The sequence below is a fragment of the Paenibacillus sp. V4I9 genome (assembly GCF_030817295.1).
Lineage (GTDB): Bacteria > Bacillota > Bacilli > Paenibacillales > NBRC-103111 > Paenibacillus_E.
Genome location: NZ_JAUSZE010000001.1, coordinates 5,721,466 through 5,734,890 on the forward strand (window position 1 = coordinate 5,721,466; position 13,425 = coordinate 5,734,890).

Below are 13,425 nucleotides of genomic sequence, written 5' to 3' on the forward strand. Positions count from 1 at the left end.
GTTATGTCCCTGATGCTGTTTTGTTCGCTCCCGCCTCTATCCCATCCGGGTCAAACGTGATCGTCGCACTAAACAGCGTATTGGATACCCCGAAATCTCCCGTAATTGCACCGCCGCTGCCAGCATACGATTTGGATGCACTTGTCGGAGCAATCACACAAGTATCGCCGTTCACCAGACTTCCTTCATTCCTGATAATATTGAATATTCCTATAAAAGAAGGCATTCTGATCATCACCTTTACCTATCAAAGTTCTACAGTGTATGCCCATCTAGCCGTGTTTGCGACAGCTTACCCTTAATTACAAATATTCAAGCAATTCGACGAAGCTGCGGATTCGTATATGCGCACCATCTAGCTCTCCCGACTCACGAAAGCCTGCATAATCACAAGCGGCTACGGTTAGGTTATTCTGAAGTCCTGCCTCTACATCGGAGGAGCGATCGCCAACCATCCACGCTGATTGGATATGATGTGTTTCCAGAAGTATTTTTACTAAATCCACCTTGGATCTCGTTCGATATTGCCCTGCACTGTACAAACCTTCGAATAAATGCGCTAAACCTTTGGCTTCAATAACATGCCGCACATAATCTTCGAGTCCATTGCTTGCGACAAATAAACGAATTCCTTTGCTATGTAAAACTTGTAAGGTTTCAGCTACTCCTTTATAAAGATCGCCTTGCCCCTTCTGTAGTCCCTCCATTTGATACTTGATCAACAGCTTATCTGCTTCCTGACGAGTTCGCATCTGTGAATCCGGTAATACCCGCTCCCAAATGTGCTCAAGAAGCATGCCTAGCGCCCCCAAGATTCGCTCTTCTGGTGGAGTCTCACCGGCAAAAAGACCTTTAGCTCTAAGCTCATCAAACGTCTTATGGTAAGCAGGCAGAAGTAAGGTCTCCGTCTGAAATAATGTTCCATCCAAGTCAAAAAGCATTGCTTCAGGTTGGTTTCTCTGATTACTCATTATCAAGCTCCTTCTTATGCTAAGTTTCGAAAATAATTGTTATGATCTTAGATAAGAATGGCAAACATACCCATGTAAGTCAATATTCATATTTAGGAAAAAGCCTGTTGCCGATAAGAAAAAATTCAGTTATGATTGAAATGAGAGTAATTTGTTTTGAAAATGATATTTTCATGCAAAATCCTATCATAATTAATCAAAATAGGTATTACATCTTGCAAACATCCCTATTGGATAACTTATCTTTGAAAGTGAGGAAGACGATCATGAACCTTCATATTTTTCAAAATCAACAAGAGCTAAATGAAGCAGGAGCTGGCATTATTACCTCGCTTGTCCAAATGCAGCCTAAAGCGGTATTAGGTCTAGCCACAGGTGGAACACCTGTAGGCATTTATGAGGAGCTTGTTAAGGCTTACGATAAAGGACGAGTTAGCTTTAAATCTGTCTCAACCTTTAATTTAGATGAATATGTCGGCTTACCGGTAGATCACCCAGAGAGCTATCACGCTTATATGCAGCAGCATTTGTTTGCACATATTGATTTACCTGCTGCTGGGGCCCATATCCCCAACGGAAATTCAACAGATTTAGATGCGGAATGCGAGCGTTACAACCAACTTTTGGAAGAAGCGAAACAGATCGATTTGCAAATTCTAGGCCTAGGCCATAACGGGCATATTGGTTTTAATGAACCCGATCATTCCTTGATCAGCGGTACACACCGTGTAGAATTAAAAGCGGAGACTCGCGAAGCGAATGCACGTTACTTTAACTCCATTGATGAAGTTCCGACGCATGCCTTAACCATGGGTGTAGGCACCATTTTGAAAGCCAAAACGATCCTGCTGATCGTTCGTGGAGCCGATAAAGCCGAGATCGTACATCGCGCTCTTACAGGTCCGATTACAACGGAAATTCCGGCGACCCTTTTGCAAACTCACCCACACCTTGTCGTTCTTCTTGATGCTGAGGCGGGGAGGCTTTTTGAATGAGTGAACTTGTGATTTCGGGGGCTAAAATCGTTACGGAGCAGGGAATCATCGAGCGAGGCATCCTTCATGTGAAGGATGGCTTCATCGTTTTTGTTGGCGATATGTCCGACTGGGACCCATCAGCTGCCGGTTCTGCCGCTAGGTCAGTCGATGCCCATGGAAGCTGGTTGTTACCAGGATTCATCGATGTTCACGTACATGGTGGATACGGCGCCGATTTCATGGATTCGAATCCAGAGACACTTGACATTATTACTCGGTTTCATGCCTTACACGGCACAACCTCCATGCTAGCTACGACGATGACAGCGACTCGAGAGGCGATTGATCGGGTGCTTAGTGAAGTAGACCGCTATAAGCGCCAAGAGATGCCATACGCTCAGCTTCTTGGCGTACATCTGGAGGGTCCTTTCATCTCACCCAAATGGGCAGGCGCACAAGATCCGAACCTTATGGTGCCGCCACAGCTTTCATGGATCGAAGACTGGCATGAGCGCTATCCTCAGCTCATGAAGCAGTTAACCCTGGCCCCCGAACGCGAGGGGGGCCTTGAGATGATCGCGTGGCTGCGCGATCATGGCATCGTTGCCGCCTGCGGCCACACTGACGCGACCTATGCCGACATTCAGTCGGCGGTTCGCGAAGGGCTTACGCATGCGGTGCACACCTACAACGCGATGAAGCCTCTGCATCATCGCGAACCCGGAACCGTCGGTGCGATACTCACCGACGAACGCATCAGCGGCGAAGTGATCGCTGATGGGCACCACGTGCACCCAGCAGCGATTCGCCTGCTGGCGATGGTGAAGCAGCCGCATGGCTTGCTGCTGATCACGGACGCCATGTCAGCCGCGGGACTCGGCGACGGGCAGTACGAGCTGGGCGGGCAAGCCGTGACCGTACAGTTGGGCGTAGCCCGGCTGACGGAAGGCGGCGCGCTCGCCGGCAGTACGCTGACGATGATCGAGGCGCTCCGGTTTATGGTGCGCGAGGTCGGAGTCAGCGTCGAAGACGCGAGCCGCTTCGCAAGCGGCAACCCTGCGAGGCTGCTGCGCCTCGAGGCGTCGCACGGCTCGATTGCGAAGGGCAAGCTGGCTGACTTGCTGCTCGTCAGCCCTGAATTAGAGCTCGAACATGTATGGGTTCGCGGCAAAGAAATTATAGATTAAGTTGGCTTGACGCACATATTCGTTGATACTAGCCCCGACTTCGTTCTAATCGCGAAGCCGGGGCTTTTTTCATCTGGCCTCTTTGAAGCTCTTGTAAATTTGCAGGAAAATACCAACTTTTGTCGAAAACCCCTAACACCATACTTGAGCTCACACAAGAAAGGGTTTGAAGCCTGATATGATTTATTTGATAAAAATCGCTTACACCCTATTATTCCCTCCTGGAATTATCATACTTCTCCTTTTGGCTATAGCTCTATGGCTAAAGCAAAAAAAGGAGTACCTCGGCACACTTCTTGTAGGCCTAGCCGCACTTCTTCTAGGCATATCCTCCATGCCTTATTTCGGCAATTCATTACTAAATTCCATCGAAAGAAGGTACACACCACCAGTTCAAGTGTCCGGCGACGTGCTAGTTCTACTAACTGGAGGCGCAACCTTGGATAATCCAGACCCTCTTACCAAAGGGGAAGGATATCTGACAGGAAACACGGCCGCGCGTGTATTAACGGTTGCTGAACTATATCGAAGTACAAAACTGCCCATCCTTTTGTCTGGCGGTCAAGTGTTTCGTGACTCGGGCAATGAATCTCAGATCGCCAAACGGCACCTTCTCGCGCTTGGTGTTCCCGAATCGTCCATCTCCATGGACGATAAGAGTCGCAATACCGAGGAAAATGCCGTGAATACACAAGCTATTCTCTCAGAAAAAGGCTGGAAAGCTCCAATACTCATCACATCTGCCTTCCACATGCCCCGATCTGTCAAGCAATTCCAAAAGCTCAAAATAGACGTAGTCCCGTACCCTACCGACTATATTTCTCAGCAGAAGCAGTACCTCAGTATCAACAAATTCATTCCTTCTTCCAGCGGTTTATCCACCACAACGATTGCGCTGAAGGAATTCTTAGGCTTGTTTGCAGCCAGGAACAATTAGTGGCTGGCGGCTTATTGCGCACAAGTAATAGATGGCTTTCTTTTGCACCAATGCATCATTTTACATTCTTCTTTTGCATTCTTTTACATCCTTACATCCTTTGCTTCCGTTGCTGCTGAGGTTTTCAATTTTTCTCCCCTCCCCACTCTCTCTTGTACTGCCTGGCGAATAGGCTCCGATACCGATCTTTCATCTAGTCGCGCTTGAGATAAGCGCGGTTTCGGAGCCTAAAAGTAAGCGAGAGCAGCGATCAAGTAAGTGGATGTCGGCTGAGAAGTCGGTTTCGGAGCTTACAGAAGAGGATGAAACGCAGAATTGGCAAATAGGCTCAGAAAAACGCTCTTTCGACCAGTGGTGCTTGTGATAAGCTCGGTTTCCGATCCTAAAGTAAGCGAGGTAAGCGAGGTAAGCTCGGAAATTCACTGAGACAAGCTCAGAATGCGAGCTTATCTCTACTGTCGACTAAGATAGCATCCGTCAGCAATAATAAACATCGTCTGATTAACAGCAAAAAGCAGGCCCACGGCCCGCTTTTTTTATCCCTAATCCTAGCTACCTCGTCCTAGCCCTCACCTCCTGCTTAAAAAACCTTCTGTGCTTCCCGATCATCCTTCAAAATTTCAACAGCTTCTCTAAATCGCAGGGAATGCACAATCTCCCGCTCGCGGAGGAACTTTAGACTGTCCTGCAGGTCAACGTCATCGGTTACATCAATCAACCATTGATAGGTGGCTCTTGCTTTCTCTTCTGCGGCAATATCCTCATAGAGGTCCGCTATGGGGTCTCCTTTGGCTTGTATGTAGGCGGCCGTCCAAGGTACACCGGATGCATTCTGATAGAAGAGCGCTTTGTCGTGGCTCACATAGTGATCGTCCAGACCAGCGGCCTTCAGTTGATCGATGGTTGCGTCTTTTGTAAGCTTATACACCATCGTTGCAATCATTTCTAAATGGGCAAACTCCTCCGTCCCAATGTCCGTTAGCAGCCCCACCACCTTGTCTGGGATCGAATAGCGTTGATTCAAGTATCGTAGTGCCGCAGCAAGCTCCCCATCAGCGCCACCATATTGCTCGAGCAGAAGTTTTGCCATCCGAGGGTCGCATTTACTGACTCTGACCGGATACTGCAGCTTTTTTTCATAAATCCACATGCGCTCTCCTCCTTCTCAGACTTGCCATGGCCATGGAGGTTCACACCACTGCCAAGGTTGTTTTGTGTAACTATGACCGTATTGCATCAAAGGGCCAAATTCCATCTCAAATTGCCCGGCAATTTGTTTCCTCTTTTGTGCGAATTGATTGTATTGTTGAATGGCACCCAGGTCATCAGGATGAGTATCTAAATACAGCGTCAGCTCAACTAAGACGAAATCTACGGCTTGCAGATCGTGAAGCTGTCTGTAATACAAGTCTGGCAACATGGGTTCACTCATGTCAATGGGCCTCCTTCTACCGCTTTAGACTCATAAGGGCCGTAAAGCGCCGGCCAGAGCGTTCCTTTCTTCAGTGCTTCATAGGGGCTAAACTGTGGCAAACCGGGTGGTTGAAAGTGGATATATAATTGTGGCGGCGTGTTGTAAAACTTCACTCGAATGGGTGGACAAGGATCAAATGGACCGATAAATGGGAAATATTTTTTAAATTGCGAATGCGAATGCATATGCATATCTCTCCTCCTCTTCTGTCTTGGGAGTAAATGAAATCAGGCGTAGCAACAGTGGCCTATATGCTCGTTATATGCGGCATGACTTGGCCAAAATCACATGTTTTCCAACATTTCCATATTGTATGGGTTAATCGTTGACAGCTACAATGAGATCAATCGTTGTCAGATGACGATTTGTAAGAATCTACGTATATACTATGGAGGGAACTACGATGACTACACCAAAGCTGTTTCTCGCAACTGCCGCAATATTCGTAACAACCTCCGTAAGCAGCATATTTCCCTTATCTCCTGTTTCTGCCGCTACTGCTACCTCAACAACCAGCAGCACTACTTTGACACAAGGAATGACGAGTTCCTCTGTAACAGGGCTGCAGAGAAACTTGAAGTTCCTCGGTTTTTTTACATATCCAACTGTAACCGGTTACTTTGGAACAATAACCACACAAGCAGTGAAAGATTACCAGAAAGCTTATCTTCTTCCTCCTACGGGTATCGTAGATGCCTCAACTAGGCTCAGCATCGCCCATGCAATAACCAAACGTGTGATGTTGGAAGACGCCATGAACTACATTCGGGTACCTTATCTTTGGGGAGGTGTGACCCCGCAAGGCTTTGATTGCTCTGGCTTTGTATACTTCATGTTCAACAAGCATGGGATACCCGCTGTGCGGACAACGTCTAAAAGCCTTTTTGATTCAGGAATCTCTGTAAATCAACCTAATTTGCAGCCAGGCGACTTGGTTTTCTTTGCAATTGCAGCTCCGGGAGTGGTAGACCATGTAGGCTTCTACTTAGGGAATGGGCAGTTCTTATCAGCTACTAGGTCAGCTGGCATTTACCCTCAGAGTATGATGAATTCGTATTGGGGACCTAAATATTTAGGAGCCAAGCGCGTATATTGAAAAAAAGTCCCTGCCGCGTTGCCATTTGGCAATGAAGCAGGGACTTTTTTAAGTAAGCAGCATTTGAGGGAGCATTAATTTAGAAAATCAATAAGTTCATGAAGCTGACTAACGATCGCGAGCGGTTTCTTATCGGAGTCGGAGGCAGGAGGTGTTTTACCATATTTATTGAGCCAAACTGCCTTCATGCCTATTTGCAGCGGACCAGCTACATCCGCTTCCCAGGAGTCACCTACGAATAAGGTGTCCTCTGGCAGCACATTGAAATAATCAAGAGCCAGTTGATAAATACGCGGATCAGGCTTGGCCATTCCAACGACATTAGAGATCCACACCTGCTCGGGAGGAAACAATTCCTTCAGACCTAGACGCACTATTTTACCCTCTTGCATATCGTGAGGTCCATTCGTAATGATTCCTAGCTGATAACGTTCCTTGAGCTTCAGCAGCAGCTCCAACACGTGAGGATCGGGCGCTAAGCTATTTTCATATAGTTGGATGTATTGTAAGTTGAAAGCTTCTGCCTCATCTTCCGACATCGTGTACTGATGGTCAGCTAATGTTTCGATCAGCCTTCGGTTGCGGTACGCTTCAACAGTGCAAATGCGCTGCTCATATAGGTAATATAGCTCGTCGCTTTTCTTTTGAAATGCAGAAAAGAACGCCTCGTTGTCATACTCCTTTGTCACTTCATGTTCCGCAAACATCTTTTTCATCACGACATTCCACGTACTTGAGAAGTCAAACAGCGTATCATCCAAATCAAATAAAATTAACTTCATTCCTACCACCCTGTTCATATACTGCGGCTCAATCCAGCTTAATATTTAAGTTCAACAAGCCAGCTTTACGCATAGCTTGATAAATAATAACAACCAACGGCCCTAGAAAGAGACCTGTTATTCCTAATAATTCAAAACCAACGTACAAACTGATCAAAGCAGCAAGCGCATTAATTCCAACAGCATCACTGAGTACTTTAGGCTCTACAATGCGGCGGAATATCGTCAAAACAAGGAATAGGATTAACAATCCCACACCCATTCCCGTGTGTCCAATCAGCAGTTGATAGACGAGCCAAGGAATAAACACAAGCCCAGTACCAATCACGGGAACGAATTCCATAACCATCACCAATAAGGAAATGGCTAGCGGATATTCAGCTCGTAAGACCAGTAAGCCTATAAAAGTGACCAAATAAGTTAATACGGCCATGATGAGCTGAGCTCGAATGAAGCCAAAGATAGCTTCCCGCAGGTAAGTCAGCACGTTCTCCATCTTTCCTTTGGAATGCTCTTCGAACATGGACAGAAAAGACATCCTAAGCTTTGGTAAACTAAACATAAACAAGTATAAAGCAATGACGTACATGAGCATTAAAATAAATAAATTTGGAATTTTTCCAGCCATATTTAAAAAGAAGCCAGAAATGCCGCTTAATACATTGGTTAACGCCCCTGTTAAGGTTTCTGTACTGCTTTCCAGCCAAGTTTGCACTTGAGCCGCCATGTCTGGTGACAAGGAATCATAGAACAATTGTGTGCGGTTGACAGCTTGATCCATATACTTATTCACTTCATCCATATAATTTGGCGCTTTGCGGCCAAGGTCAATGAGCTCTGTGACGACATTTAACCCAATGAAATAAAATAAGGTCAGCGTCAGCAGCGTAAAGAGGGTACAAATGATCGTAGCTGCAATCAATCGGTTCACCCTTGCAGCACGCATGAGAAGCACGGTTAAAGGGTCCAAGAAAATAGCTGTCACGAGCGCGAGTAAGAATGGCAAGCCTATGGTAAACAATCCGTACAATAGCAGCAATCCAAGCACCATGATTATGATTGTCTTAGGCGACATCAGGTCTCCTCCGCTTATTCATCTACAGGTCTGACAGCGTTGATTTTCGTTATGTGAATGCGCACGATACGCAGTCGATCTACTTCGGATACTTCAAACACGTGGTTGCCGAAAGCTACTCTTTTGCCTTTTACAGGCGCACCTTCAAGCTTCTTAAACAACCAACCCCCGATAGAGTCCACATCATCGTCATCGATGTCCAGATCCAGCATGTCGTTCAAGTCTTCAATCAGGACACGGCCGTCTACGGACGTATACTTATCTTTCACCTCAACACCTGGCCGCTCATCGATATCGAACTCATCGTGCATCTCGCCAACAATCTCCTCCAGAATGTCCCCTAGTGCTAGAAGTCCTGCAGTACCACCGTATTCATCAATAACGATAGCAAGTTGGGAATGTTTTTTCTGCATTAATTTCAATACACGACTGACTTCCATCGACTCTGGAACATTGAGAATTGGACGAATAAAGTTTTTAATTTCCTGCTCTTCATCCGGATCAGCTGTCAGTAAATCAGCAATGTGAACGAAACCAACTATGTTGTCCTTATCCTGATCAGCTACAGGGTAACGTGTATGCTTCGTCTCATGGACCATACGTAAATTATCAATGAAGCTTAGCTCTAGGAATAGACAATCCATATCCGTCCGCGGCAGCATAACCTCACGAGCAATACGTTCTGAGAATTCAAAAATATTATCGAAAAGCACCATTTCATCTTGATCGATATGGCCGCTTTTGACACTCTCATCCATCAGGATACGAATCTCTTCCTCTGTATGGGCGGCCTCATGCTCGCTTGCTGGTTCTACACCAATCCATGATAGAAATTTATTTGCTGTACCATTCAGCAGCCAGATAATCGGGCGAAACAGCCTGTAGAAGAATAACAGCGGAGCTGAAAGCCATAACGAGGTTAATTCCGCTTTTTGAATCGCGAACGATTTCGGAGCTAGTTCACCGAGCACAATGTGCAGGAACGTAATAAATCCAAATGAAACAATGAAAGACAAGGTCGTCGTATACACCGAAGTCTCTACTTGAAGTTTATGTAAGAGGGGCTCCATGATCAACTCCGAGATGGCAGGCTCACCAACCCAGCCTAGTCCCAAAGAGGCAAGTGTAATCCCCAATTGTGTTGCTGATAAATAAGTATCTAGCTGCGACGTTACCTTGATGGCATACTTTGCTTTGCCGCTGCCTTCATTGACTAACTGTTGAATGCGGGATTGTCGAACCTTCACAAGCGCAAATTCAGCAGCAACGAAGAAACCATTGAGCAGGACTAATATAATGACTACTATCAGGTTAAGAACAATGGAACCGAAATCAAACGAAGTATGTGGCAAGCGTATATCTCCTTCAGTAATATGATTAGATGATAGCTTTGCGGCTTTTGAAATCAACAGAACGGTAATACGATTCGGCTACCAGCAGGTTAGGGCCACAACAAGCAGCACTGCTGCAGAAGCAGTTTACACGCTGATTCAGCGGATTATTCTCCCAACGGGCAAAAATGGTATCTAACTGGTCATCATGTATATTACCTAAAGGTGGTTCATTTGCAAAATCCGTGACGAACACTTCTCCAGTAAAAGTGCTCACATTCAAGCGATTGCGTCCATCCGGATCATTACGTACAGTTACATTAGGCTCCTCGCGAAGCCTTTTAACCAATATTCTGTCCTCTTGAAGATCGTTGCAAGCAAAGAATGGCAGTGTGCCAAACAGCATCCACATGTCACGATTCCGGCTGTCTAACAACCGATGAATGCTCGTTCTTAACTCGTCCAGAGATACCATAGGAAGATGAGAAGCAAAGGAACTGGCATACATCGGGTGAACCTCATGGCGCTTGCAGCCCATTTCCCCAATCAGCTTATGAATCTGCGGTAATTTCTCATGTGTGCGTGTATTAATCATTGATTCCGCTGAGACATAAAGTCCACCTTTGCTAAGCGCGATCGTGTTATCAACCATGCGTTCATACATTCGCGCCGCGGTATCATAACCAACAGGATGCCCGCTATTCACAAAGCCGACTTGATGGAAATCGTCAGCATTCAAGTAATTGAAAGAAATATGCATGACATCCAGATAAGGAGCGAGAAGTTCATACCTGGCTAAGTCAAGCGTTAAATTAGAATTGATTTGTGTGCGAATACCGCGCTCTCGTGCATATTTAAGGATTGGCAGCATATAGTCTTTGACGATCTTGATGTGATACGAAGGCTCTCCTCCGGTCAAACTGATCGTTTCTAAATGCTCAACCTGGTCCAGCTGCTTCAAAATGATCGGCAAGGGAATACGCGGCCCTTCCGACATGGTTAACGAATCCCCAACCGCACAATGCTCACATCGCATATTGCACAAATTCGTTATTGTAAGCTCTACACTTGTTAGTACTTGTTTCCCGTATTTGCGATAAGACCGAATAGGGTCCCATGGATCGTAAGCGGGGGTTAGCTCCGGTAGGATGGAGCTTGTTCCATTCATATTCATGCTGTTTACACCTGACCTATCATTTCCTATTCACAAGCTAATTGTTCCTATCATGCCTATACCTATGCCCTTTATTGTAACTTATGATTCGTAAAAAAGGAAACGGCGGCAAGTTATTGTGAAGCCCCGCTAGTGTTTCTCTGCTTTCGGTTGCAAATTCATTCGCAGCCACTTAGGTGCCCACCAGTTCGCATCCCCAAGCAGTTTCATGAGTGCAGGAACGAGCATCACTCGAACTATGGTCGCATCGATCAGAACAGCGAGACCTAGACCGAGCCCCAACGCCTTCATGATTTCGATATCTGTAAAAATAAATGATCCTACAACTACAACTAATATGAAAGCAGCGCTTGTTATTAAGCTTCCCGTTTTCTTAAGCCCTTCAGCCGTACTCTTATCATTGTCACCGCTTGCCTCATACTCCTCCATAATGCGAGAAATCAGGAATACTTCATAATCCATGGATATGCCAAACACTACACAAAAAATGATAACTGGCAGCGTTGCACTGACATAACCAATGGACGTTATGTGCAGCAAATCAGCCATGTAGCCATGCTGGAATACTAACACAACAACACCGAGACTCGCGCCAAGACTGAGCATGTTCATTAATACAGCCTTGAGCGGCAGCAAAACGGACCTAAAGGCAAGCAACAGTACGATGTAGGTAATCCCCATCACAAACGTTAATACTTCCGGAATTTCATTCTGAATGCGATCTATAATATCCAGCCTATAAGCCGGTCCGCCAGTGACTGCAATATCAAGTCCGTCCTTACTTAAGCTGCGAAGTTCTCGGACAAGGCCATCCGTCGTAGGATCATCGGTATCTTTCTCAGGCACTACAACCATCAGAGCCGTGTTTCCTTTTGCAAATTTATTGCTTTCTATTTGTGCTTTGACACTTGAATCCCTTAGCATGACTGCTAACTCGGCATCCGAATGTTGACCTAGTGAACTGATAAAACTTTGTACTTCTTTTACACCGGATATCCCTTTAACCTGTTCACTATAAGCTCGAATTTGACGAATCGAAGCCTCTTTCCAAACTTCTCCTTCCGTATGAATAACAATTTGGATAGGTCCCATCATACGTGGATCATAGGCGGCTTTCAATAATTCCGAGCCATATCGGGATTCGTAGCTGGGAGGCAGCACCTCAGCATTCGGTACATTTAACTTTATATGACCCATCGGGGTCATGGTGTAGATTAGGGCACCGCCGACGATGACAACTAATAGAACGGGCCTTTTCATTACAGCATAAGCGATTCGTTCCCAAAAGCGGGACGTTTCTTGCTTGCGAAATCGTTTAGGAACGACCTGCAAAGAGTTAATTCGCTCACCAAGTATACCGAGAAGCGACAGCAGCATCGTATTCGCGACTATAACGGATATCGAAACGACAATTACACCGCCCAAACACAAGGAGCGGAAAAAGGTGAGATCTACAAACAGCATGCCAAGCAGCCCAATCAGCACTGCTATACCGGAAAAAAAGATCGATTTACCCGCAGTCTGACAAGTCATGGCCACAGCTTCAGCCACATTCTTCTGTACCTTGAGTTCCTCTCGAAAGCGACTGACGAGAAACAAAGCGTAATCAATTCCTACGGCAAGACCGAGCATCGTCACCATATTCGGAAGGAAATTCGATAAGGATTGGTGCTGCGCGATAAAATAGGTAATCCCTAATGTAAGGGTAACGCTCATAAGCCCAACGATCATAGGCAATAGCGCGGCGACTAGGGTGCCAAACACGATTAATAATACAATCAGCGCAATCGGCAAACCAATCGCTTCTGATTTGGCAATGTCATGTTTACTCGCTTCCTGCATATCATGCAAAATAGCAGGTCCACCAGTCACATAGACATTCATGCCATTGGGCGGGTGCACGCGTTCCTTAAGCTCCGGATACTTCTCCAGAGCAGGGTCGGTATCAAGATTAAGAGACACAGTTACGGCCAGTACATCCCGATGACCCTCGTTACGAGGTGTCGCGACGAATTTCACACTTTCAACATAGGGCAGCTTCGTAAGTTCACTAAGCGAATCCATAATGGCTTGTTGATGGACTTTGTCCGTCATATCGAGCCCTTCCCCCGTATAAACCAGGTTCAGCATCGTAAGTGGGACACCAAGCTCATCCCGCAGTTGAATTAGGCCACGATCGGACTCACTACCTTTAGGCGTAAAGCCGTTGTCTTTGAGCATACCCGGTGTTTTCTGAGCAAAAATAGCAAAGCTGAGAAGCAGAAGCACGCCAATAATAAGCACGAGCCAGCGGAAACGATGCATCGCATATCCCCATCTCCAAAACTTCCCTTTCACAGCTGTTTCTCTCACATGCATCCCCCTAATTTGCAAAAAGAACCTGGATTCCCAGGTTCTTCAGGCTTGTTATCTATATTTTAT

The 13,425-nt window shown here is 46.0% G+C and carries 14 protein-coding genes; 4 read left to right on the plus strand and 10 right to left on the minus strand.

Annotated features, from left to right (window positions below; all coding sequences use genetic code 11):
* Position 1: 1 nt before the first annotated feature.
* The gene (locus tag QFZ81_RS26545) at positions 2–226 is read right to left on the minus strand and encodes a spore germination protein (RefSeq protein WP_307439945.1); all 225 of its coding nucleotides are present in this window, start codon (positions 224–226) and stop codon (positions 2–4) included.
* A 76-nt stretch (positions 227–302) separates the two neighbouring features.
* On the minus strand, positions 303–971 hold the full coding sequence (locus QFZ81_RS26550; RefSeq protein ID WP_307605376.1) for an HAD family hydrolase: 669 nt from the start codon (positions 969–971) through the stop codon (positions 303–305).
* A gap of 266 nt (positions 972–1,237) precedes the next feature.
* Between QFZ81_RS26550 and nagB the strand changes: the two genes are divergently transcribed.
* The 3 genes from nagB (at position 1,238) to QFZ81_RS26565 (ending at position 4,072) form a co-directional block, all read left to right on the plus strand.
* Positions 1,238–1,966, plus strand: coding sequence for a glucosamine-6-phosphate deaminase (gene nagB, locus QFZ81_RS26555; RefSeq protein WP_307605377.1), 729 nt, complete (start codon positions 1,238–1,240; stop codon positions 1,964–1,966).
* Positions 1,963–3,135, plus strand: a complete 1,173-nt coding sequence (gene nagA / locus QFZ81_RS26560) for an N-acetylglucosamine-6-phosphate deacetylase (protein ID WP_307605378.1) — start codon at positions 1,963–1,965, stop codon at positions 3,133–3,135. The genes nagB and nagA overlap by 4 nt, the downstream gene beginning before the upstream one ends.
* A 178-nt stretch (positions 3,136–3,313) precedes the next feature.
* Positions 3,314–4,072 carry a YdcF family protein gene (locus QFZ81_RS26565; protein WP_307605379.1) on the plus strand — a complete coding sequence of 253 codons (759 nt, stop codon included), beginning with the start codon at positions 3,314–3,316 and terminating at the stop codon, positions 4,070–4,072.
* Between the two features lie 580 nt (positions 4,073–4,652).
* Here QFZ81_RS26565 and QFZ81_RS26570 read toward each other — a convergent pair.
* From QFZ81_RS26570 to QFZ81_RS26580, 3 genes are read right to left on the minus strand one after another with little or no spacing between them, the layout of a single operon-like run.
* Positions 4,653–5,222, minus strand: a complete 570-nt coding sequence (locus QFZ81_RS26570; RefSeq protein WP_060645668.1) for a manganese catalase family protein — start codon at positions 5,220–5,222, stop codon at positions 4,653–4,655.
* Positions 5,223–5,237: 15 nt separating this feature from the next.
* Complete coding sequence (locus QFZ81_RS26575) at positions 5,238–5,504, minus strand: spore coat protein CotJB (RefSeq protein WP_307439819.1); 267 nt, start codon at positions 5,502–5,504, stop codon at positions 5,238–5,240.
* Complete coding sequence (locus QFZ81_RS26580) at positions 5,501–5,737, minus strand: spore coat associated protein CotJA (RefSeq protein WP_307439817.1); 237 nt, start codon at positions 5,735–5,737, stop codon at positions 5,501–5,503. Before QFZ81_RS26580 ends, QFZ81_RS26575 begins: the two co-directional genes overlap by 4 nt.
* A gap of 212 nt (positions 5,738–5,949) precedes the next feature.
* On the opposite strand from QFZ81_RS26580, the gene QFZ81_RS26585 reads away from it, so the two are divergent.
* Complete coding sequence (locus QFZ81_RS26585) at positions 5,950–6,642, plus strand: C40 family peptidase (protein ID WP_307439815.1); 693 nt, start codon at positions 5,950–5,952, stop codon at positions 6,640–6,642.
* 74 nt (positions 6,643–6,716) lie between these two features.
* Here QFZ81_RS26585 and QFZ81_RS26590 read toward each other — a convergent pair whose 3' ends face one another.
* The 5 genes from QFZ81_RS26590 to QFZ81_RS26610 form a co-directional block, all read right to left on the minus strand.
* On the minus strand, positions 6,717–7,424 hold the full coding sequence (locus QFZ81_RS26590) for an HAD family hydrolase (RefSeq protein WP_307439813.1): 708 nt from the start codon (positions 7,422–7,424) through the stop codon (positions 6,717–6,719).
* 28 nt (positions 7,425–7,452) lie between these two features.
* On the minus strand, positions 7,453–8,499 hold the full coding sequence (gene ytvI / locus QFZ81_RS26595; RefSeq protein ID WP_307439810.1) for a sporulation integral membrane protein YtvI: 1,047 nt from the start codon (positions 8,497–8,499) through the stop codon (positions 7,453–7,455).
* Between the two features lie 14 nt (positions 8,500–8,513).
* Positions 8,514–9,851 carry a hemolysin family protein gene (locus QFZ81_RS26600; RefSeq protein WP_307439809.1) on the minus strand — a complete coding sequence of 446 codons (1,338 nt, stop codon included), beginning with the start codon at positions 9,849–9,851 and terminating at the stop codon, positions 8,514–8,516.
* Positions 9,852–9,876: 25 nt separating this feature from the next.
* Entirely contained in the window at positions 9,877–11,004 is a 1,128-nt protein-coding gene (gene yfkAB, locus QFZ81_RS26605) for a radical SAM/CxCxxxxC motif protein YfkAB (protein ID WP_307439807.1), read from the minus strand.
* 129 nt (positions 11,005–11,133) lie between these two features.
* Positions 11,134–13,362, minus strand: a complete 2,229-nt coding sequence (locus QFZ81_RS26610; RefSeq protein WP_373462590.1) for an MMPL family transporter — start codon at positions 13,360–13,362, stop codon at positions 11,134–11,136.
* Positions 13,363–13,425 lie beyond the last annotated feature (63 nt).

What these genes read in the sequence shown, in the direction of transcription:
- QFZ81_RS26585 (WP_307439815.1), top strand. Translation starts at nt 5,950, where the DNA reads ATGACTACACCAAAGCTGTTTCTCGCAACTGCCGCAATATTCGTAACA.
- QFZ81_RS26575 (WP_307439819.1), bottom strand. Translation starts at nt 5,504, where the DNA reads ATGAGTGAACCCATGTTGCCAGACTTGTATTACAGACAGCTTCACGAT.
- QFZ81_RS26565 (WP_307605379.1), top strand. Translation starts at nt 3,314, where the DNA reads ATGATTTATTTGATAAAAATCGCTTACACCCTATTATTCCCTCCTGGA.
- yfkAB (WP_307439807.1), bottom strand. Translation starts at nt 11,004, where the DNA reads ATGAATATGAATGGAACAAGCTCCATCCTACCGGAGCTAACCCCCGCT.
- nagB (WP_307605377.1), top strand. Translation starts at nt 1,238, where the DNA reads ATGAACCTTCATATTTTTCAAAATCAACAAGAGCTAAATGAAGCAGGA.
- ytvI (WP_307439810.1), bottom strand. Translation starts at nt 8,499, where the DNA reads ATGTCGCCTAAGACAATCATAATCATGGTGCTTGGATTGCTGCTATTG.
- QFZ81_RS26570 (WP_060645668.1), bottom strand. Translation starts at nt 5,222, where the DNA reads ATGTGGATTTATGAAAAAAAGCTGCAGTATCCGGTCAGAGTCAGTAAA.
- QFZ81_RS26580 (WP_307439817.1), bottom strand. Translation starts at nt 5,737, where the DNA reads ATGCATATGCATTCGCATTCGCAATTTAAAAAATATTTCCCATTTATC.
- nagA (WP_307605378.1), top strand. Translation starts at nt 1,963, where the DNA reads ATGAGTGAACTTGTGATTTCGGGGGCTAAAATCGTTACGGAGCAGGGA.
- QFZ81_RS26545 (WP_307439945.1), bottom strand. Translation starts at nt 226, where the DNA reads ATGCCTTCTTTTATAGGAATATTCAATATTATCAGGAATGAAGGAAGT.
- QFZ81_RS26550 (WP_307605376.1), bottom strand. Translation starts at nt 971, where the DNA reads ATGAGTAATCAGAGAAACCAACCTGAAGCAATGCTTTTTGACTTGGAT.
- QFZ81_RS26610 (WP_373462590.1), bottom strand. Translation starts at nt 13,362, where the DNA reads ATGCATGTGAGAGAAACAGCTGTGAAAGGGAAGTTTTGGAGATGGGGA.
- QFZ81_RS26590 (WP_307439813.1), bottom strand. Translation starts at nt 7,424, where the DNA reads ATGAAGTTAATTTTATTTGATTTGGATGATACGCTGTTTGACTTCTCA.